Annotated in this window: 15 protein-coding genes; 8 read left to right on the top strand and 7 right to left on the bottom strand. The window is 55.8% G+C overall.

Annotation, left to right across the window (positions count from 1 at the left end):
- Positions 1-36 precede the first annotated feature (36 nt).
- Together EDB94_RS18245 and EDB94_RS18250 are read right to left on the bottom strand one after the other, a co-directional pair.
- Positions 37-852 (bottom strand): mannosyl-3-phosphoglycerate phosphatase, encoded by an 816-nt coding sequence (locus EDB94_RS18245; RefSeq protein ID WP_108019177.1) that lies wholly within the window; start codon positions 850-852, stop codon positions 37-39.
- A gap of 12 nt (positions 853-864) precedes the next feature.
- Entirely contained in the window at positions 865-1,803 is a 939-nt protein-coding gene (locus tag EDB94_RS18250) for a hypothetical protein (protein WP_260312629.1), read from the bottom strand.
- 75 nt (positions 1,804-1,878) lie between these two features.
- Here EDB94_RS18250 and EDB94_RS18255 point away from each other — a divergent pair, with 75 nt between their 5' ends.
- Positions 1,879-3,333 (top strand): YdiU family protein, encoded by a 1,455-nt coding sequence (locus EDB94_RS18255; protein WP_108019175.1) that lies wholly within the window; start codon positions 1,879-1,881, stop codon positions 3,331-3,333.
- 79 nt (positions 3,334-3,412) lie between these two features.
- On the opposite strand, the gene EDB94_RS18260 is transcribed toward EDB94_RS18255, so the two are convergent.
- A complete protein-coding gene (locus EDB94_RS18260) occupies positions 3,413-4,927 on the bottom strand; it encodes a fumarate hydratase (RefSeq protein ID WP_108019174.1) in 1,515 nt (504 codons plus the stop codon).
- A 183-nt stretch (positions 4,928-5,110) separates the two neighbouring features.
- On the opposite strand from EDB94_RS18260, the gene EDB94_RS18265 reads away from it, so the two are divergent.
- Complete coding sequence (locus tag EDB94_RS18265) at positions 5,111-5,884, top strand: enoyl-CoA hydratase (protein ID WP_108019173.1); 774 nt, start codon at positions 5,111-5,113, stop codon at positions 5,882-5,884.
- 306 nt (positions 5,885-6,190) lie between these two features.
- Positions 6,191-9,136 (top strand): hypothetical protein, encoded by a 2,946-nt coding sequence (locus EDB94_RS18270; RefSeq protein ID WP_108019172.1) that lies wholly within the window; start codon positions 6,191-6,193, stop codon positions 9,134-9,136.
- Between the two features lie 544 nt (positions 9,137-9,680).
- On the opposite strand, the gene EDB94_RS18275 is transcribed toward EDB94_RS18270, so the two are convergent.
- Positions 9,681-12,398 carry a penicillin acylase family protein gene (locus tag EDB94_RS18275; protein ID WP_108019171.1) on the bottom strand — a complete coding sequence of 906 codons (2,718 nt, stop codon included), beginning with the start codon at positions 12,396-12,398 and terminating at the stop codon, positions 9,681-9,683.
- 117 nt (positions 12,399-12,515) lie between these two features.
- On the bottom strand, positions 12,516-13,637 hold the full coding sequence (locus tag EDB94_RS18280) for a CaiB/BaiF CoA-transferase family protein (protein WP_181259068.1): 1,122 nt from the start codon (positions 13,635-13,637) through the stop codon (positions 12,516-12,518).
- Positions 13,638-13,832: 195 nt separating this feature from the next.
- Here EDB94_RS18280 and EDB94_RS18285 point away from each other — a divergent pair, with 195 nt between their 5' ends.
- Positions 13,833-14,852, top strand: a complete 1,020-nt coding sequence (locus EDB94_RS18285; RefSeq protein WP_041645126.1) for an AraC family transcriptional regulator — start codon at positions 13,833-13,835, stop codon at positions 14,850-14,852.
- 1 nt (position 14,853) lies between these two features.
- Here the strand turns inward: EDB94_RS18285 and EDB94_RS18290 are convergent, their stop codons facing one another.
- Together EDB94_RS18290 and rmuC are read right to left on the bottom strand one after the other, a co-directional pair.
- A complete protein-coding gene (locus tag EDB94_RS18290; protein WP_053114818.1) occupies positions 14,854-15,708 on the bottom strand; it encodes a hypothetical protein in 855 nt (284 codons plus the stop codon).
- Positions 15,709-15,713: 5 nt separating this feature from the next.
- Positions 15,714-17,189, bottom strand: coding sequence for a DNA recombination protein RmuC (gene rmuC, locus EDB94_RS18295; protein WP_108019169.1), 1,476 nt, complete (start codon positions 17,187-17,189; stop codon positions 15,714-15,716).
- 286 nt (positions 17,190-17,475) lie between these two features.
- On the opposite strand from rmuC, the gene EDB94_RS18300 reads away from it, so the two are divergent.
- From EDB94_RS18300 to EDB94_RS18315, 4 genes are all read left to right on the top strand, one after another.
- The gene (locus EDB94_RS18300) at positions 17,476-17,865 is read left to right on the top strand and encodes a hypothetical protein (RefSeq protein WP_014576600.1); all 390 of its coding nucleotides are present in this window, start codon (positions 17,476-17,478) and stop codon (positions 17,863-17,865) included.
- 245 nt (positions 17,866-18,110) lie between these two features.
- On the top strand, positions 18,111-18,809 hold the full coding sequence (locus EDB94_RS18305) for a RimK/LysX family protein (RefSeq protein ID WP_014576599.1): 699 nt from the start codon (positions 18,111-18,113) through the stop codon (positions 18,807-18,809).
- The gene (locus tag EDB94_RS18310; RefSeq protein WP_108019168.1) at positions 18,806-20,323 is read left to right on the top strand and encodes an inactive transglutaminase family protein; all 1,518 of its coding nucleotides are present in this window, start codon (positions 18,806-18,808) and stop codon (positions 20,321-20,323) included. The genes EDB94_RS18305 and EDB94_RS18310 overlap by 4 nt, the downstream gene beginning before the upstream one ends.
- 1 nt (position 20,324) lies before the next feature.
- Complete coding sequence (locus EDB94_RS18315) at positions 20,325-21,272, top strand: alpha-L-glutamate ligase-like protein (RefSeq protein WP_041645124.1); 948 nt, start codon at positions 20,325-20,327, stop codon at positions 21,270-21,272.
- Positions 21,273-21,286 lie beyond the last annotated feature (14 nt).

Below are 21,286 nucleotides of genomic sequence, written 5' to 3' on the forward strand. Positions count from 1 at the left end.
GGCGGCTCTCCTTTTTTATACCCGCACTCGAACGGGTCAGTACCCGTACTCAAACAGGAGATTGAGCACGCACTCATTCCAGCCCTCGGGGCCGGGCTTGAGGGAGCGAATGGCGTGTTTTGCCGAGGGCAACTGAACCTCTTCGCTTTTTACGCCCCGGATCACCACCGGTATATCCGCCGATTCCAGCATCTGCTGATCGTTGGGGCTATCACCCAGGGCAATGGCCAACACTGGCCCATCGCCATACTGCTCCCGGTATTGCTCTTTGTATTTGTTTAGCAAGAACCGGGCCCCATCGGCTTTATCAAATATACCCATGGCATGGAGAAAACGTCCGCCCGCTACCAGGCGGAGATCCTCGGCACTCAGAGCCGCTTCAAACTCCGCCAGCTCCTGCTCCGAGCCCTGCCAGATCAATGGTTCGGTTCCCAGCCGCTCTTTGGCCCGCCCGGCCGCTGCCGGATCCAGGCCGGTCTGCGCTGCCAGTTCATCGGTAGACATGTCGGCAAAGCCCCTGAATCGCGCGCCCTTCTTCCGTTGCGCACCCAGCACCTCAAGGACACGTTCCCGGGTTGCACCAAAATTCACCACTTCTTCTTCCGCATTGCCCAGGGCGTGGGGAGGAATAACCACGGCTGCACCGTTTTCGACAATGAACGGATCGTTATTTCCAAGTTCTTCCCTCAAAGCCCGGATCTCCGGCATGGTTTTGCTGGAGTTAAGCACCAGGGGAATATTGGCTGCCTTCAACTTGGCCAGGGCGGGGCCCGCCGCCTGCCAGCGGTAGTCGTCGTGGTCCAGCAGGGTGCCGTCCAGATCCGAGAAGAGAATCAAATGGGGTCTGGCCATGGCCGGTCTCCGTTAGGCCTCGCGAAACTGCGGAAGGCCAAGGGAATGGTCCTCGGCCACGTTGATCAGAACATCAGCCCGCCCAGGCATTTCTGCGAGGCAGGCACGAGTAACCCGTTCATAGTGCATCACGAAGCGGCCGACTTCTTCGTCGGTCATAATGCGCAACTCCTGTGCACCATCATGGGGCTCGCCACTTTTTGGTGCATTACGGATTTTATTTGCCAGCTTTTGCTCCTGAAGCCGACGCCACTCAAGAACACACTCCATGGAGGGAGCCTTCAACATGATCAGAAAATCGATTTCGTCAAAAAACTTCCGATATTCCCCTTTCAACTGATCATTAACATAGCTGCGCCAGACGCCGTCCGGGTCCTCGTTCTCCTCCAGAGGATTCATCGGCTGGGCAAGCGCACTGTCTTGCTCCGGTCGCGCATCAAGGCACCACCCCTCAAGAAGAATGACCTCCGCCCTTCCCCCGAAGACAGGCCACTGATCCCGGGGAACCCGGTCGTCCCGCGACTTGTCGAATGCAGGAATCGGGGTGGCATCTTCGGGCGCTGCACCGCGCAAGCGGTTCAAGACCTGTTGCCCGAGCGCAACGTCGTGTGTTCCCGGCACGCCACGGGTTATAAATAACGGGTGCACCCGTTCGGAGAGGTCCTGGCGTTCACACCTGGTAAGGTAAATATCATCCAGGGAAAAATTGGCCGCAGACCGGTTGCGGTGGCGCAGCAGAATTTCCCGTAAAAAGAGTGTCAACGTAGACTTGCCCGTACCCTGGGCTCCGTGAATACCAACCACAATGGGCTGCTTTTCCGTATCATGGAGCGCACAGATTCGGTCTGCGAGCGGCAGAATGGTCTTTTCTACCGTTTCGGCGTAGGCATCGGGCAGGCCTTCCTGCTGAATCAGGGCACTGATGGTTTGTTCTAGCGAGCGATCAGACACGTTGGGTTTCCAGTTCAATGGATGACTTAAGAGAGACGGCAGCAGAATTCATACCAATGGGAGTATAGGCGTTTTATGAGTGGCAACGATTTTCGAATAGAGCATCGCTACCTGGAGCTCCCGGACAGTTTTTATACCCGGGTTCAGCCCTCCCCTCTGAAAGACGCAAAGATGGTGTGCTTCAACCACAAGCTCGCGGGGCAGATGGGCTTTCGCGCCGATTCCGAATCCGACTGGACCGGCGTGGGTGCGGGATCGGAGTTACTCGAGGGCATGGAGCCTGTGGCCATGAAATACACGGGCCACCAGTTCGGCGCCTACAATCCCGATCTGGGCGACGGCCGTGGACTGCTACTGTGGGAAACCGTTGGCCCCGATGGACGACGCTGGGACTGGCACCTCAAAGGCGCCGGTATGACTCCCTACTCCCGCTTCGGAGATGGCCGCGCTGTGCTTCGCTCCACCATTCGCGAATACCTGTGCAGTGAAGCCATGCACGGACTGGGTATCCCTACCACCCGGGCACTGTTCATGGTGAGCGCCAAAGACCCGGTGCGCAGGGAATCCATCGAGACGGCGGCGGCACTGGTGCGCGTGGCTCAAAGCCATATTCGCTTCGGACACTTCGAGTTCGCCGCTCACCACGAAGGACCTGAAAGCGTAAAGACTCTGCTTGAGCATGTGATCTCGCTACACTTCCCTCATCTGATCAACCTGCCGGATGACGATCGATACGCCCGCTGGTTCGAGGAAGTGGTGGAACGCACCGCAAGAACGATTGCAGACTGGCAGGCAGTCGGCTTCTGCCATGGCGTGATGAACAGCGACAACATGTCCATTATCGGCGACACCTTTGATTATGGCCCTTTCGCATTCCTTGATGATTTCGATGCCGGCTATATAAGCAACCATACCGACCAGGGCGGGCGCTACGCCTACAACCGTCAACCACAAGTCGGGTTCGAGAATTGCCGCTACCTGGCCACAGCCCTGCTCCCGGTAATGGAGGAGGACGACGTGCGCCGGGGGCTTCGCCGCTATGAAGTGGCCTACAACGAGCGCTTCCTCCAGAACATGCGAGACAAGCTTGGCCTGATTATCGAGGATGAAGCGGACCTGAGCCTGATCATGGATACCTTCAGCATGATGCACGAGCACCATGTCGACTACACGGCCTTCTTCCGGGCGCTCTCGAATCTGCACAGCCATGGCCATGGGCCGGTGCGGGATCTGTTTGTAGATCGCAGCGTGGCAGACCAGTGGCTGGAGCGTTATGAGGAGAGACTCCTGAACGAAAGCCGCGCTCATGATGAGCGGGAATACGCCATGCGCCGCGTAAATCCAAAGTATGTGCTGAGGAACTACCTGGCCCAGCAGGTCATCCAGGAAGCTCAAAACGGGGATTACGAGCCGATGAAAGCACTATTGAAAGTTCTCGAGCGCCCCTGTGACGAGCAACCGGAAAGTGAGGCTTATGCTGCATTGCCGCCGGATTGGGGCAAGCACCTGAATATCAGCTGTTCAAGTTGAGGTAGCTGCGCCAGCCAACGAAAAAGGGCCGGACGATATACTCGTCCGGCCCTTTTGTTTTTTCGGCAACCTACCGGGATCAGACCGCCTTGGCGGCAATGATCTTCTCGTGCCACTCCGCAGGACCTGTCTGGTGCACAGAGGAGCCGCGTGAATCAACGGCAACTGTGACCGGCATGTCCTCGACCTCGAACTCGTAAATGGCTTCCATACCCAGTTCCGGGAAGGCAACCACTTCCGCATTCTTGATGGCCTTGGAGACCAGGTAAGCGGAACCGCCCACGGCCATGAGGTAGACCGCACCGAATTCCTTGATGGCGTCGATGGCCACCTGACCGCGCTCTGCTTTACCGATCATGCCGGTAAGGCCGGTCTTCTCGAGCATGGTGTGGGTGAACTTGTCCATTCGGGTCGCAGTCGTCGGGCCTGCAGGACCAACGACCTCTTCGCGCACCGGATCAACCGGACCCACGTAATAAATGAACCGACCTTTTAGGTCGACCGGCAGTTCCTCGCCTTTCTCGATCATGTCGACCATCTTCTTGTGGGCAGCATCCCGGCCAGTCAGCATCTTGCCGGAGAGCAGGACGGTTTCGCCCGGCTGCCAGTCCTTTACGTCTTCCGGGGTCACCGTATCCAGGTTCACGCGACGCACGTTGTCACCCACTTCCCAAGTGATTTCCGGCCAGTCTTCCAGGCGCGGCGGCGTCTGCAAGGACGGCCCGGTGCCATCCAGAGTGAAATGCGCGTGGCGGGTCGCAGCGCAGTTCGGGATGATGGCCACCGGCTTATTGGCAGCGTGCGTCGGGTAATCCTTGACCTTAACGTCCAGAACGGTGGTCAGGCCACCCAGTCCCTGGGCACCGATACCCAGATCATTCACCTTATCGAACAGCTCAAGACGCAGTTCCTCGGCTCTGTTCGACGCACCGCGCGCCTTCAGGTCGTGGATATCGATCGGATCCAGCAGGGATTCCTTGGCCATTTCCATCGCCTTTTCGGCGGTACCGCCAATACCAATGCCCAGCATGCCAGGCGGGCACCAGCCAGCCCCCATCTGCGGGACCATTTTAAGAACCCAATCGACAACCGAATCAGACGGATTCAGCATCGCGAACTTGGACTTGGCCTCTGAACCACCACCTTTGGCAGCCACGTGCACTTCAACCGTATCGCCCGGAACCATCTTGTAGTGGATGATGGCCGGCGTGTTATCACCAGTGTTCTGACGCTTGCCGTCCGGGTCATCCAGAATAGAAGCGCGTAGCACGTTGTCCGGATGGGTGTAGGCCCGACGCACCCCTTCGTTGATCACATCATCCAGGGGTAGCTCGCAGTCCCACTGAACATTCATACCTATGTTGACGAATACCGTCACAATACCAGTGTCCTGACACAGGGGCCGATGCCCTTCCGCACACATGCGCGAGTTGATCAGGATCTGGGCCATGGCGTCCTTCGCCGCCTGGGACTCTTCCTTCTGGTAAGCCTCATACACACCATCAATGAAATCTTTCGGATGGTAGTAGGAAATGAACTGCAGCGCGTCCGCTACGCTTTCAATCAGATCGTCCTGGCGGATTACGGTGGTCATAGGCGCCTCATCAGCTTGATATCGTTATGTCGTGTCATCAAAAATCGGGATGCGAAAGTTTACCAGAAAATCGCTTTGGCGAGTGATTCGACAGATGGCGAAGCAGTCATAAAAAGCCGTGAAAAACGGTACAGGAAAAAGGTACCATCCTAACCAAACTAGAATAACACCGCAGGAGCCAACGTGACTGACCTCGTCCTTACCGAAATCAAAGCCCGGATTCTCATCGTTCGACTGAACCGGCCAGAGCGCAAGAACGCCCTCACCCAAGCCATGTACACCGCCATGGGCGATGCTCTGGAACAAGCCAGGGATGATGCCAACATCCGGTGCGTACTCTTTACCGGCAGCAGCGAGTGTTTCACCGCCGGCAACGACCTGGGCGAATTTGCCGCCGGCTTGCCCGGTGATTTCGAACAAACTCCCGTAGGCCGCTTTCTTTTGTTACTGGCCAGCGCAACCAAACCCGTGGTGGCGTCGGTCAATGGCGCGGCAGTCGGCATTGGAACCACCATGTTGCTGCACTGCGATCTGGTATTCGCCGGCAACAACACGGCATTCCAGATGCCGTTTGCCAGCCTCGGCCTGTGCCCCGAAGGTGGCTCCAGCCTGCTACTTCCCTCTTGGATTGGCCGGGTGCGCACCGCGGAGCTACTGATGCTTGGCGGAGCCTTCTCCGCGGAAGAGGCTCTTCGGCTTGGCCTGATCAACCGCGTTTGCGAACCTGAGCAGACCGAAACCAATGCCTTCGAGGCCTGCCAGCGACTGGCCGCGAAGGCCCCGGCAGCGATTCGAGCCACCAAAGCGCTTCTTAACAAGCCAACCCTGGAAGCACTCCGGGAAACCATGCTGGAGGAGGGACAGCTTTTTGCAGAGCGTCTGAAATCCCCGGAAGCCGCCGAAGCCTTCCGGGCCTTCATGGAAAAACGCGCACCGGATTTCTCGCGCTTCGAGTAAACCTCGACTGCGCCTCAATTTCCCTGTTGCCGGACCTCGACAAACCGTTATCCGGCAACTATTTTTCTCAAAGGCCGAACTCCAACTGTGCGGGGAGGATTCAATCCAGAAGAATCACACTTTTGGCTGATCAACACTTGCCATACTGTCGCTATAGTCAGAGATACAGAAATTGGCTTACAGCGCTGGCTACAATTTCAGACAACAGTTTAAGCAGAACAGGCCACTGACAACGGGCTTACCGGATCAGACCGGCCCCGTCAGCTGCCGAACATAACGACACAACAACAGGAAAAGGTTCCACCCATGTTCAAGAAAACTCTAATAAGTCTTGCCGTGGCGTCTTCCGTTGGACTTACAGGCTGCTTTGATAGCGGCGAGACGGGGGCGAATGCTAATCCGGATTATCAAATCAGTAACCCTGAACTGGACGGCACTTGGCCACTTTTCAATCCGGTTACTGGCAATCTGCCGCTTCCGAATGATCTAATTTTCCGGTCTGACAATGAAGCAACTGTCGGCATCAGTGAAGCAGACGGGTCTTTTTCTGTTGCTGACTCAGCTCCACCAGTAACCAGTGCTCTCAATCAACTGAGCGGTGCATCTACCATTGCCCCTGCAGTGGTTCGCTTTAGCGGACAAATCGACGAGGAATCGGTCGATTCGCGTGCGTTCGTTCTAGCCAACCCGGAAGATCCAACGAGTGTCATCCCAAACCCGAATCAGAACGTTTTCCTGATTGAATTGGAATATGCAAGCGGCGATCCAGTTCTGGGTCTAAGTGCAGGTGAACCGCCAACTGTTAGTCTCGGCATCTTGCTGCAACGAGCTCAAGGCGGCGACCCAGCGGCCGCACAGGAGCTGGGCGCCAAGGTTGCTAATCCTGATTACGTGGCCGAAGTTGTGACGCTTGATGGTACTTCCGCCATTCGAATCAACCCGACTAAGCCCCTGAATCCGTTTAAACGTTATCTGGTTGTCGTGACCAAGGAAGTCTTGGACGTAAACGGCGAGCCCATTCTGCAGGATCCCTTATACCGCGATGTTGCAGATCCTGATCGGGTACTGGGCAACCCGACTGCTTTAGCACCGGTTCGAAGAATCGTTGACGGCTTCTGGGAACAGGTGGCCTCCGGTTTCTTCGAAAATATCGCTAACGTCGCCCGCCCAGCAGATGCGGCTCTGACCGAAGAAGATATTGCGCTGTCATACAGCTTCACCACGTCAAACGATGAACGAGTTCTGCCCTACATAACCGATCCAGCGCTTTACCTTACTGACACAATTCGTGGTCAGGCTCGGCTTGCGGGAATTGAGGCTGCCCTTGATGCGGAGATAACCGACTACACGGCGCTTCTAACAGCAGGTGATCAGGGTGAAGCCGCGTTTGAAGCTGACGCAGGAGCAACGATTGAGCAAGTTGCGGCCGGCGCCGTTGCAGGCATACAGGGTGGCGGAGTTACATTCCCCACCCCAACGGATCATGGATCGACAGCAACATTTGGTGACCCTCAGGATGTTACTATAGTTTCCGCTGTAGCTGGCCAGTTTGTGGACTTCGGCCAAGTTAATGCGATCCAAGGAACAATCACCTTACCTTACTACCTTGGCGTACCCACAGGCCCCTCCGACGCTGAGGGCTCTGTGATCAATAACCAAAGTTGGGCCGCAAACTCCACCATTGCAACGGTTGGCTCTGATGTACTGGGTCTTGAGAATGATTTGGCCCAATCGCAGCCAACAGTCAGTACGGTTGTTAACTATCGGTTCCCATTCCCTCAAAAAACCGCTGACGTCGAAGTTCCGATGTTGGTCCTGCTGCCTGACGGCTACGATCCGGCGACTGATCCTACCGTGATGTATATGCATGGCATTACCACGGATCGCAGTACTGCTCTGACGTTCGGCAGTGCCCTCGCAAATGCTGCCGGGGTCGCGGTGGTAGCGATTGATCATCCGCTCCATGGTGTAACGCCATTCAGTGCTGAAGAGCAGCAAGCCCTGGCTCAGCAATTGCTGGCTTCAGGCCAGGCCGGGGGGCTCCCCGAGTCTCTAGCACCGAATGAGGCAAATATCAATGCCGTGATCGCAGGGCAAATTGCCGTAGGCTTTGTGCTTGGTGCTGTTGCTGCTGACGAGCAAGCAGATCCGATTGACCCTGTTACAGCAGCCACAGTCGTGGCAGACGTTGTGTCAGGTGGAACCATCGCGGATCTTCCGGGCATTTCAACTCAGGATGCACTGTTGCTTGATCCGGCTATCCGTACACTTCGCTCATTCGAGAACACGGTTGCGAACGCAGGTAGTACGGTGCCCGGCCTTGCCAAGACCGATAACGAACGTCACTTCGACTTCACCGCCAGTGCAGCTAACACTCCTACAGCGATGACAGCGACTTCTGGGGAATCAGGTAGTTTGTTCATTAACCTGACAAACTTTACCAACACCCGAGATAAGAATCGTCAGTCAGTTGTCGACTTGCTAAACGTTCGGATGTCGCTTGGCTCGATTGACTTGGACGGTGATGAGACAACCCCTGACCTAAATAGCGGACAGGTTTACTATGTTGGTCACTCCCTTGGAACAATCGTGGGGCTTCCGTTTGTATCCGTTGCCAACGAATCATCAACTGCTGACGACAATATTGTTGCAGCCAGTATGTTGACGCCGGGTGGCGGCATTGTGAGATTGCTAGAAAACTCGCCCACGTTTGCACCGCAAATCCTTGGCGGACTGCAAGCAGCTGCGGGTCTCGAGCAGGGCGATGCGGACCTCGAAACATTCCTGAACGTCTTCCAGGCAGCGGTCGATACGGTGGATCCAGTTAACTTTACGGACAACCTCCTTGAGTCCACCTCGAAGATTTCGCTGCATCAGGTTAACGGTGACACTGTTATTCCGAACGATCCGTTGGCAAATCCGCTGGGTAACGCATTCGATGCATACCTATCCGGTACTGAGCCGTTGGCTAGCCTTTTGGATGCAGTATCTGTAAACACCACCAATACCGCGCCAATTGCCGCTCTGGGCGGTATAGAAGGGGTTGAGCTGGATCCGGCTGCAATTACTCGTTACCTCGAAGGTACCCACGGGACTCCTGTGCTGCCTGCAGGTGGAGAGCTTGATGAGCGAGTGTTTGCAGAGATGGTCGGCCAAACCGGCAGCTTGATCTCGACGGGTGGAATTGCGGTGATTCAGGATCCCGCTGGAGAGGAAGGAGCCAACATTTCAGAAATCGTCCAGCAGGATTAAGGTTAGTGGCGTCGTGAGGGATGGGTTTTCCTTCCCCACGACGCTCACCCCATTCTAAATCAACGCTTCAATAGCAAAGCATCAAATAGAAAAACCGCGACGCTGCTCGCGGTTTTTTTTGGCTTCAGTATCCCGGAGCCTCGCCACACCGTGGGAGCCAACATCACAAGAGATAGCTTATCCCTCTCGCGTAGCAATTCTGGCCAATGATGATCGGACGCATGCAAGGTCAGCTAAAAACTAAAATAAAAACGCTTCTGGGACGATGAGGTCTGATAAATTTCGCCGGGCTTGGCACTCAGTAACCAGTAGCAAGCAAGCTAGATAACTACCGCTTAACTCATTCATTCTTTGAAAGCCGCAAAGTATCAGCCCATCAGAACTTTTGATTTTAGATCGGTTCGTCAAGGCAAGTCTGGAATGTTGAATAACCCCTAACCTCATTGATATTCCAGCGCTAGTTTTACAAACAAAAAACCCCGCAACCTAAGTCACGGGGCTAATTTGGACACGCATAGAATGCGCATCCCGGTTGAGAAAGCCATTAATTGCTAAGAGTTATTTCACCCCCAGTTACCAGGTTCGCTTCAATCTCTTCATCAGTAAACAAAAGCTTCCTGGCTTGTTTCTGCGAATACTCAACACTCTGATCCGAGAAGAACTCAGACCCAGGATCCGAGGATTGAGAATAACTCACAAGTCCGTAGGCTTCCGGACCCTCGTCAGTGAACTCAAGACCGAAATGCCAGCTCGTTCCGCGAGCAATCAGCCATCCCTCATTCGCTTCCGGTGATAGGCCCGCAGCGAACCGGAACTCAGTTTCACTTGGATCAATACCACCAAGGTACTCAGCATTGTTTATGCGCGGAATACGTGTGTCTTCCGCAAAGATGCTATCTACAACGCCAATCGCATTAAAGGCACCGTCGATATTACCGTCTCCGCCGTGCCAAGGAATCCTTGCGGTCTGGGTTTCCGCCAGAGCTGGATCCGATCCAGGCGGCACTCCGCCAGAAGCCTGATAATACTGAACCTCACTCAACGGACTGTTGTAGGCGATTCCCGCGTCGTCCAGAATCACCATCGCCGCAGCAAGCGACTGCAGCATCGGATCATCAGCATTACCAACGTTATCCGTTGACGGATCTGACGGGGTATTAACCGGATCTGCAGGATCAAAATCTACAGTCAGATCTTCATCAAAACTCCGGTTGTAGATATCGATAAAGGTACGGAAAAGATGCGCGCCTGTGCTGGTCAGATCGTAGACCCCGTTCCAGTCAGCAAGAGCGGTGCATCCCTCAGAAACGCTAAGTGTCCCTGGTGACGCTACCGCTGGGTCTTCTGGCAGCAACGCCTGCGGAACGTTGACTGGATCTGCACTAATCGCGGTGCAGCGGGAACGGAGTTCAGGTAGGAACTGTTCCGCATACCAAGCCCGGTTGTTCCAGATGGTGTCGATCAAATCCTGAGCGCTGAACTTGCCATCCTGTCCAGCGGGCGGCTTGGTATTACTATCAAGCCCGGGATCAGTGGGATTCTGCAGCATTTTAATCCCCAATCGCGTTCGGGGATTAATCGGGGCATTTTCTGGACCAAACAATGGCGAGAATCCGGTCAGAAACTGGTCAGGATTCGTGGCCCAGTGGCTGCTGTTGGAGTTCTGAACCCAGTCAGTTCTCTGAAGTTGAGGTTTCTTTTCAAACGGAACCAGTCCAGCGCACTCTCCCTCGACCCAGTCATCACGAGACTTTCCACCGTCAAGTAGAGTTATTCCGGCCTCAAACAATTGGTTAAAGGCAGGGCTCGCGGTTCGTTTAAAATTTAAAACGGCCAGGGAGGCATCGGATAGGTTTGGAACGGAACTACTGTCAATGTAGTAGGCGTTGCCTTGGTCGTCCGCATAGGTAGTATTTGTCCATAGGGTCGATCCACATTGGCGGAACACCTCCTTGAATTCCTCAAGATTGGAGGCTCGACTCATTCCTAGCCACGTATCCAGTAACCCAGACGTGTTCGCATTGGCATCCCGGTATGTGTAGGCTGCAGGCCCGTCATTCACGAGGCCAGTGCCACCCCATTCCTGGAAAGCAGGGTTCGCCTCGTTCGCTGCCAACATCGGGCCGTATTCCGAAAACCAGAAAGTGCGTTCCAGAACCACAGGATTCGGGCCCATTCCGCCAACCTCGATCTGGAAGGTTTTGGAGGTGATGGGTTTTTCCACTCCATCCTTGATATAGGTAAGAGGATCGCCCGGTTTCAGCTCGAGTTCATACCAAGTAAACCGACGACTGGTTGTCACTGTGTGAGACCAGCCTAGATTCTCATTGAAGTTGATCAACGGAATCGCCGTTCCTAGCAACCCGGCGCCATGAACATTCAGGTAACCAGGCACAGTAAGTTGGGCCTGGTACAAACGGCGATGACCGGTATAGGGGAAGTGCGGGTTGGCCAACAGGGCTCCTTTGCCGCTTTCGGTCAATTCGGAACCGATACCCCACGCATTGCTCGCCAGGCCGGTGTCTACAAAGTTCCGGATTCTACGTGTGTTTTCTGCGGCCGCCGACGCTACGTTGAGTTTCCTCAGCATAGACTCTTCGTTGCCAGCAATTGGCGTGGCAGCCACGGGGTTGGGAGATTCACCGGGAGGCACGGCGAGAAACGCGAGGCCAGTTGCAAATTGCGCTCCGCTGGCAAACTGTCCCACGACCCTATAGTGAGCGAGCAGGTCCGTTGGTGCGATTTCTTTGACCCAGGGCTGATCCCGACACTCGGGCGGTAGCGAGCCTGGATCGGTCTCACTCACATACTTGTTGTAGCCCGCGGTAAAGCCCTCAACCATCGCCTTGCTTTCAGGGCTAAGCGTCGGGAATTCTGCCTTAGCGCCACTCAGAATTTCCTGAGCCTTAAAGCTGAAATCGTTAATGATGTTGATGCTGTCGTTGCCGGGACCAAAGTATTTAGCCCTTTCACTTCTCGCTTTTATAATTGCCTCAGCCAACAAACAGACGTTGTCTTGAGCCTGAGCATAACCATGCCCGAATGCGGCAGATTTCAGGTTGTCGGCGGTAATGTGGGGCACCCCACCAGTCGTTCGGCGAATGGTCGCCTCTAGCTGCCCATCTGCCGGGAAAAGAGTGGTATCCACTGCGCTTCCCGACGAACTATCCCCATCAAAACAACCCGCCAGCAAAGTACTGCCAAGCAGGGCGACAGTGAGACTGAGGGCATGTTTGCCACTCGGGGTTTTCCTGAGCTTCATAGTGTATTCCTTGTATTTGTTCACTACGGTTCCACCGTTTCCGGTGACATTTATAAAACTAGCAGAGCCCTCCTTTTCAGCCAGACAAAACTGAACACTTATTCACGTTATTTTCTTCTAAAGAAACTGATCGTTATCAGCTCCGAGCATTTTCCCGATCCGGGACGTTTCCGATGGCGTTTTCTCGAACTTGATCGGGAATCCGATCTGCGGTTGTTGAGTGCCATCCCCCCTATCAACACCAATCACCATGTCCCTGGCCTTCAGCTGTGGGTGCTCGGCGGCCTCCGAAATGGTCAGAACCGGCTCCACGCAGGCATCCTCGTCGGCAAAAATCTCCTGCCACTCCGCCAGGGGTTTCTCTGCAATCTTTTCTTTCAGAACCGCTTTAAGGTGTTGCTGATGCTCAGGATTCTGGCTCATGGCGAGGCTGGTTACCTCAGAGATCCCGAGGATGTGGAACAAGCGGGAAGCAAACTGCGGCTCGAGACTGCCAACTGAAAGCCAGCGACCGTCGCGCGTCTGGTAGTAGTCGTAAAAAGAGCCGCCATTCAGCAACGCGCGTTCCGGCTTCTGTTCCTGGCCACCGGCGAGGCAGGCCGCCCCGGCCATGGCGTTCAGCGCGAACGCGGCATCGGTCATGCTGATATCAACAAACTGCCCTTCTCCGGTTTGTTGCCGGTGAATTACCGCAGCCAGGATGCCCATCACGGCATGGTGAGAACCACCAGCTACATCTGCAATCTGTATACCCATGGGTGGCGGGCCACTGTCGGCTCGGCCGCAGTGGCTGCTGACGCCCGCGAGGGAGAGATAATTGATGTCATGGCCCGCGCGGTCCTTGTAGGGGCCGGTCTGGCCGTAACCGGTAATGGAGCAATAGATGAGACGAGGATTTACTGCCTTGAGGGCCTCGTAGCCAATGCCGAGCCGGTCCATCACTCCCGGGCGGAACTGCTCGACAACAATGTCGTGGTCTTTGACCAGCTCCAGGACTTTTTCCCGGCTCCCCGGCTCTTTGAGATTGAGACCGAGCGACTTCTTGCCTCGATTCAGAAAACCATGAGCCGTGCTCACTCCCGCATCATGGGGCGGCATCACCCGTGTCAGATCCACCCGGTCCGGCGCTTCCACACGTAATACATCTGCCCCCATGTCGGCCAGCAGCATGGTGGCGTAGGGACCGGGCAGCAAGGTACTGAAGTCCAGAACTTTCAGCGAAGTCAGAGGACCCGCCATGATGATCTCCTTTTTATTGTGAGAGTTGTCCGAATAGCATTCGTTTCCTTCATGCTGCCCGGTTTTGCCAACGGGGCCAACTGCCGGTTCCGTCATTCCGATTGGCCGTTTCTACCAGCCTGTCCGGACGGCTCCGGTTGCATTGTTCTGCCGGGGTTTTATGATGGGTTTCGTTTTTATGGAATGGCGAGCGTGATGTCCGATCTGACGGTTTCGAAGCACTTTGTTCAGGCTGCCCTGGGGGGTGCTGAAAGACTTGGTTTTGATACCCGGGAAATGCTCCGGGAGGCGGGAATCTCGCCCGATCTCCTGCGTATCGAGATGGCCCGGGTCAGCAGCGACCAGTTCAGCCATCTTATGCAGGTGCTCTGGAACCGGATGGGGGACGAGTTTATGGGGCTTGGGCCCCGGCGGGCCCGGACAGGCACCTTCGCAACCATGTGTGCGCTGGTGATTGACTGCCCCAACCTGGAATCGGTGTACCGGCAAGCCTTCCAGTTTTCCCGGCTCTTCGAGCCCATGGTATCGATGGAGCTCGAAATCGGCGAGGACAAAGCCCGACTGGTGGCCAGGATGGAAGGCGAAATAAACGATCCCAGTTTCTTCTTGAGGGAAAGCATCCTCGTAATCTGGCATCGCTTGGGCAGCTGGCTCATCGGGCAACCCATAGAACTGGAAAAGGCCGAATTCGATTACCCCCGGCCGCCCCACGGCGACGAATACCGGCACATTTTCCACTGCCCCCTGGCATTCGAATCCGACAGGATTGCCCTTACCTTCGACAAACGCTTCCTGTCGGCGCCAGTTATCCGCGACAAGCCGGAGATGCGGCAATTCCTGAAGACGTCGCCCGCAGACCTGCTGTCCCGGCCTGACGAGAGCAACACCTTTACGGGGCGGATTCGTGCGCTGATCGGGCGAGATTTCTCAAAGCCGTTACCGGATTTCGAATGGATTGCCGCAGAGCTACATACCAGCCCGCAAACGCTGCGTCGCCGGCTGAAGCAGGAAAATACCTCGTTTCAGGAAATCAAGGACCTGCTACGGCGGGATATGGCGATTTACTACTTGAGCCGGCAGGACCTGCCCATCAACGACATCGCGGCCAAGGTTGGCTTCACCGAGCCCTCAACCTTCCACAGGGCTTTCAAGAAGTGGACAGGGGTGACGCCCGGCGCATACCGGGAGGGCGAACGAGGCAACCTCCCTGATTGAATCAGGATCCGGACGGTAGCTGAAGTGTCCGGATCAACTGCCCCAGCGTCTCAGCAATCTCCTGAACTCGCTCACGGTTCGCGGCCAGTTGAAGCAGGCGGGAGCCATCCCTTGGATCGTAAACCCAGCAGGTCGAAACAGCGGCTTCACAACGCCACTCAACCTGGGGGTTAATGCCAAACACCGACATCGGCTCGGTGCTCCTCAGTATACGGCCATCTTCGGCTCGCCTGATTTCCTGCACCTGAATCTCGTCTCCCTGGGTTCCCAGGCGATATTCCACATCTGCCGGCCGGTCCAGCCGCACCACTGCCTGATCACGGCGCCAGCCTGCGAGTTCAAGAAGGCTGTTGATATGAAGGGTCAAGGCTTCACGGTCTGAATCCGCCAGATAGAGCTTCCGCAGTGACTCAACCCGGCCCTCACCCGCTGGTTCAATAACCGCAACCGGCTCACTCTCGCCAGCAGCCTGTGGTGCGACAGCGTTCTGTCGCCTGGTCTTCTCGATAGAGGTGATCAGCTGAAGGGACTCCTGATAGTGGGCTCCCTCCGCACCCGCCTGGCTTACATAGGTCTCAAGGGCCGACTGGGCCTCGTTCAAATGGGAGGACTGGAGCATCACCCGGCCCCGATAAAAATAGTAGTCTTCCGGCTTTTCCCCCTCCAGTTGCTGCAACCGGTTGAGGTATTCCGCAGCCTCACCCCAGTTTTCTGCAACAACGGCCTCTTCCGTAGCCAGCATCAACCTGCGGGTTTCATGTTCGGGCGCCAGCGCCAGCGCCGGCCCCGCCAGGAGCACGGAAGCCAGGGCGGCCCCCAGGACAAAACAGCGACCTGTTCCAAATAATACTGCCATGGCATCTACTCCTGCTCGTTATCTGCACCAATCGCCTGCTCCTCAGAATCAGGCCGGTCGTCGTCCCCGGAATGAAGGAATTCGTCGGAATCGTCCACTTCCGCCTGATCCATGATCCCCTTGGGCAATTCTTTCTTGACCCGAACACCCAGCTCAACAAAGCGATTGGCCTGCGAGATCAGGTTACCCCGCCCGCGGGTCAGGGTGTTCATGGCCGAGTCGTAGGTTCCCTGGGCGGTATGCAACTGGGTGCCGAGGCGTTCCATCGCTTCCACGAACACCCTGAGTTTGTCATAAACCGCGCCTGCCCGCTCGGCGATTCGTCGGGCATTCTGGCTCTGACGCTCATAACGCCAGATGTTTTCGATTGTTCTCAATGTTGCCAACAAGGTTGTTGGAGTTACCACAATAATCTTTCGCTCAAAGGCTTCTGCGAAAAGGTTCTCGTCCTGTTGAAACGCCGCCACAAAGGCAGGCTCGATTGGCATGAACAAAAGCACGAAATCCGGCGAATGAAGGCCATGCAGTTGGCTGTAGTCCTTTTCACTCAACGTACGGATGTGATTTCGAACGGCCTCAACATGCTGTTTCAAAGCCTCTTCCCTGACCACGGAATCCTCGTCTTCCGTGACCCACTGCTGATAAGCCACCAACGACACCTTGGAATCAATGATCAGGTTACGGTTGTCTGGCAGATGCACGATGACATCCGGCCGATACAGCTGATTATCGCTGTCCCGATAACTGCCCTGGGTGTCGTATTCAACGCCCTTACGAAGGCCGGACTTTTCCAGTACACGCTCGAGAATCAGCTCACCCCAGTTGCCCTGGATTTTCTTGTCACCCTTCAGTGCGCGGGTCAGATTGGCGGCTTCTTCAGTGATCTGTCGGTTCAGGTCCTGTAGTGATTTGATCTCACTGCGCAGGGCCTGACGGTCCCGGGTTTCATTGGTATACACGTCCTCGACGCGCTTTCGAAAGTCCTGCAGCTGATCCCTGAACGGATTAAGCAGGGTATCCAGGCTGGTTCGTGTCTGCTGGCTGAAACGCTCGCTCTTCTGCTCGAAAATCTTGTTGGCAAGGTTTTCAAACTCCTGCTTCAGGGCGTCACGGTTACGCTCAAGCAGCTCCAGCTTCTCATTGGCTGAACGGCGCTCCTTATCAATTGTCACTTCCTGCTCCCGGAGCGACATGCGGGCCTCACCCAGCGCTTCGGACAGCTCTTCCGCCTTTGCCCTCAGGGTCTGACGTTCGCTTTCCACCTGCGCAAAGCGCTCTTTCCGGCTCTCCAGCTCCGACTCAAGCCCGGCCAGTCGGTTCTCGAGGCTTGCGGCATGCTGCCTCCAATGTTCGACGTCCTGCTCAAGTCGACCATTCCTGCCCCAAAGCCCTTTCAGAACGACCAGAAGAATCAAAACAACCATCAGCGCCGCCATCAGATCAGGACGGGACAACATCTGTTCCATGATGGCTTCAGGCACCTGGCAATACTCCTGTTAAAACTCTTTTCAGATGAATGATCGGTACGATTCTGCTTGAACACAGTCTAACCCACGCAGGGAACCTTTTGCCCGGCGCGCCGTCAAGTTGACTGGTGCTGCCAGTAAGGACCACGACTGTTTGGCAATAATTCGAAGCCCGGGCATCTAGCTCTGGACGCCCAACGTAATATCGTCTAAAAGGGTAAAATGTTCACCCGCCAAGTGGTTATTACCCTTTGGTAACCGTATGACGGGCACGGACGGGATCAGAAATGGATAACAGATCATGCTGAAAGAATTGTGGCGAAAGCTGGGGGCGGAGTTTCTCCACGATGACGGCTCCAGTCAGGACAGCCAATCCGGATTGTTCGGGACAGGCGCATCCGGCAACAAGGAAGCATTCAGAATCCTGCCGCACATTACCCACACTGGCGAGTTTCACCTCGAGCGCCTCACCAGCCTGCTTAAAACCCGGTACGGAAAGAGTTTCGGGATGCCTTCCAGCAGTGCCGAAAGCGACGAGAACATCCGGGAGCTGATCAGTTTTGCCGCCCGAATTCAGGATCAGGATGTGCAGCGCGAACTGCTGCTTTTCTACCTCAATTGCTCCCCCGTGATTCAGGAATACCTGCGTGCTGAAACCGTGCTCGGTGAAGGACATTTCCTGTCACGGTAAACACTACTGCCCCTTAACCATCTGTAAATCAACCACACAGGTTGGATGTTGTATACTTCCATTCCGTTTTTATCCGGTTTCACATGCACAGACAGTCATCACCGTTCCCACTCGGGTATGACAGGCTGCCAGCTCAGGGGTTATTCATGGGTTTGAAATGTTTTCGGGCTGGACTGCCTAAACCTTCCTTCATCGCACTCGCAGGCATCCTCACACTGACGGGATGTTCGGCAGACCGTTATTTCATGGTTCCCAAAACAGACCTCAATGAGCTTCAGGGATCCGTCAAGAGCCAGCGTGCGACTCTCGTTACCATGGAAGAGAATGCAGCGACTCGACACGAGCAAGCCGTTGCCCAGACCCGCTCATCGACTCAAACCATACTGGACGCGATCGCCACCCAGGTAGAAAAGCCCGAATGTCCGCCCGTTCAGGTCCAGAAGCAGTGCCCCGCAACAGACAACTCAAAAGGCCGCGCTGATCGCCTCAAGGGGAAAGTCATTGTCGGTGAGGTAGAGAATTTCTACCTCGCGGGCCCCGGCTTGATCTACAAAGCTCGAATCGACAGCGGCGCCGAAACTTCCTCCATCGACGCACGCAACATCACCCGGTTTGAGCGGGATGGCAGCAACTGGGTGCGGTTTGATGTACCCGTTCCCGGCGCCGACAAGTTCGTGACACTGGAGAAAGAAATCTCCCGTCGTGTCCGGGTTATCCAGGCCAGCGCGGACGAGGCTGAGCGCCGTGTTGTTGTCGAACTCCAGTTCTTTATTGGCGACCATCGGCAGGTAGCCGAGTTCACACTTGCCGACAGAACAAACCTGACCTACGAAGTCCTGATCGGCCGCAATATTCTGCGTGACGTAATGCTGGTCGATGTCGGCAAGGAGTACGCCACCGAATTGCCTGAATCCATCCGCAAAAGCAACGGGAACGAATCGTGACCACCCGCTCGCGCCTGCCGTTTTATATTGCCGTTTTTCTCCTCATCGCAGCGGGCATTTCGCTTGCTGTCTGGAGACACATTGAGCTTGGCATCCCCTGGCTGACAGGCGAGCAGCGTCCTGTCTGGATGGTCGAGGCCCGAATCGATTTTGACGCCGGCGACGGATCAGTGCTTGCCAGCCTCAACATACCCGAGCAACCCCCGGGATTCCGTATCCTTACCGAGCAGGCTGCATCACCTGGCTACGGCTTCTCTATCATCTACAGCTCGGGAAGCCGCCGGGCGGAATGGAGCAAGCGGGAAGTCTCGGGACCGCAGACACTGTACTTCAAAGCCCAGTTTATTCCGGACGCTAACGCTCAACCGGAAATTCCCGTGCGGGAACCGAAAACACCGAGGACCTTTTGGGAGGAACCCGAAGCCACAGCCGTTCAGGAAATACTGGACCAGGCCAGGGCCCGTTCGAGTACTCCAGAAAGCATGACCCGAGAGCTTATCCGGCTGATGCAGCCCGACACCCGCACCCAGAACACCACCCTGCTGGTCTCGGAAGAGAACTACCTGGACCTTCTGGTCGATATGCTCAACCATAGCGGTATCGCTGCCAGGATAGCCGACGGCCTCAGGCTTGAGGATGCGCGCAGGCGGCAACAGCTGATGCCCTACCTGCAAATCTACAATGGCAAACAGTGGCTCACCTTCAACCCGAAAACCGCTGAACAGGGCGTACCTGACGATCTGTTGCTCTGGCGCCAGGGCTCTGCTTCTTTGCTGGATGTCGTGGGCGGGGAAAACTCCGCAGTGAGCTTCTCCATGCTCCGGCAAACTGTCCCGGCCCTGCAACTGGCGACCATGGAATCCGCCTCCAACGGCCTCGGTTTCCTGAGCTTCTATGAGCTGCCCATTGAAGAACAAAGCATGTTCCGGATGCTGCTGTTGCTGCCACTCGGTGCACTCATGGTGGCCTTCATGCGGATCGTCATCGGCATCCGTACCTCTGGCACTTTCATGCCCGTGCTCATCGCCGTGGCCTTCGTCCAGACAACTCTGGTGCCCGGGCTGATTGCTTTCCTGTCGGTTGTCGCCATAGGTCTGCTCATGCGCGGTTATCTGTCCAGTCTCAACCTGTTGCTGGTATCTCGAATATCCGCCCTGATCATTCTGGTTATTTTCATCACCGCGGGCTTGAGCATTATCGGTTACCAGATGGGATTCAACACTGGCATGACGGTCACTTTCTTCCCGATGGTTATTATTGCCTGGACGATTGAGCGCATGTCCATCCTCTGGGAGGAAGAAGGCGCCCACGAGGTCATGGTTCAGGGTGCCGGCAGCCTGTTCGTGGCCATCTGCGCCTATCTGCTGATGAGCGCGCCTCTGGCTGGCCATCTGACCTTCAACTTCCCGGAGCTGCACCTCGTGATCCTCGGGCTGATCCTGTTGATGGGCCAATACACCGGCTACAAGCTCAGCGAGCTGCGACGGTTCACGCCAATGAAGGCGTACGACTGATATGGACTGGATTTCACCGCGATCTCTCAAGAGGCTCGGGATGCTCAATATGAACCGGAGAAATGTCGACTACATTTCCCGGTACAATGAGCGCTCGTCGTACCCTCTGGTGGACAACAAGCTGAAGACCAAGCTGGTGGTTGCCGAATACGGGGTAAAAACGCCCAAGCTGCTTCAGATTGTCCGCCAACAGCATGAAATATCCCACTTCCGGGAGATGGCTGAAGACCTTGAGGGCTTTGCGATAAAACCGGCGAAGGGGTCTGGCGGCAAAGGCATTACGGTGATTACCGGGCGCGATGGTGATGATTACATCAAGGCTTCCGGTTCCCGTGTCGATTCTTCATTCCTTGAGCGTCACCTGACCAATATTCTGGCCGGTCTCTACTCTCTTGCAGGCACTCCGGACGTTGCGATTGTCGAGAACCTGGTGGAATCCGCTCCTTCACTGGCAAAGTATTCGCATCAGGGTGTGCCCGACATCCGTATTGTGGTGTTTCAGGGTTACCCGGTGATGGCCATGCTGAGACTGGCGACAACCGCATCGGACGGTAAAGCCAACCTGCATCAGGGAGCCGTCGGCGTCGGTCTTGATATCGGGTCTGGTCGAAGTCTGAACGCAGTTCAGTTCAACCGTCCCATTACACTTCACCCGGATACCGGTCTTGCTCTGGAAAACATCCAGATTGAAGCCTGGGACGAGATGCTGGAAATGGCCTCTCGTTGCTACGAAGCTACCGGACTCGGCTACATGGGGGTTGATCTGGTGGTCGACGCCAACGAAGGGCCGTTACTACTGGAGCTGAACGCACGCCCCGGACTCGCCATTCAGATGGCAAACGGTCGGGGGCTGCTGCCCCGCCTGCGAGCCATCGAAGCGCTGAAACGCCCGCACTTCACACCACTGGAGCGTTCCCGTTTCGCCATGGACACGTTCGCCAGTTTCTGAGTGCTTCCAGACAT

The sequence above is a fragment of the Marinobacter sp. 3-2 genome, assembly GCF_003751355.1.
In the GTDB taxonomy this organism is placed as follows: Bacteria; Pseudomonadota; Gammaproteobacteria; order Pseudomonadales; family Oleiphilaceae; genus Marinobacter; species Marinobacter adhaerens.

Bases quoted from the DNA above. Each gene is read 5' to 3' on its own strand.
- EDB94_RS18275 (WP_108019171.1), bottom strand. From the start codon at position 12,398: ATGAAGCTCAGGAAAACCCCGAGTGGCAAACATGCCCTCAGTCTCACT.
- EDB94_RS18255 (WP_108019175.1), top strand. From the start codon at position 1,879: ATGAGTGGCAACGATTTTCGAATAGAGCATCGCTACCTGGAGCTCCCG.
- EDB94_RS18290 (WP_053114818.1), bottom strand. From the start codon at position 15,708: ATGGCAGTATTATTTGGAACAGGTCGCTGTTTTGTCCTGGGGGCCGCC.
- EDB94_RS18305 (WP_014576599.1), top strand. From the start codon at position 18,111: ATGGTTCCCAAAACAGACCTCAATGAGCTTCAGGGATCCGTCAAGAGC.
- EDB94_RS18300 (WP_014576600.1), top strand. From the start codon at position 17,476: ATGCTGAAAGAATTGTGGCGAAAGCTGGGGGCGGAGTTTCTCCACGAT.
- EDB94_RS18270 (WP_108019172.1), top strand. From the start codon at position 6,191: ATGTTCAAGAAAACTCTAATAAGTCTTGCCGTGGCGTCTTCCGTTGGA.
- EDB94_RS18280 (WP_181259068.1), bottom strand. From the start codon at position 13,637: ATGGCGGGTCCTCTGACTTCGCTGAAAGTTCTGGACTTCAGTACCTTG.
- EDB94_RS18315 (WP_041645124.1), top strand. From the start codon at position 20,325: ATGGACTGGATTTCACCGCGATCTCTCAAGAGGCTCGGGATGCTCAAT.
- EDB94_RS18260 (WP_108019174.1), bottom strand. From the start codon at position 4,927: ATGACCACCGTAATCCGCCAGGACGATCTGATTGAAAGCGTAGCGGAC.
- EDB94_RS18245 (WP_108019177.1), bottom strand. From the start codon at position 852: ATGGCCAGACCCCATTTGATTCTCTTCTCGGATCTGGACGGCACCCTG.
- EDB94_RS18285 (WP_041645126.1), top strand. From the start codon at position 13,833: ATGTCCGATCTGACGGTTTCGAAGCACTTTGTTCAGGCTGCCCTGGGG.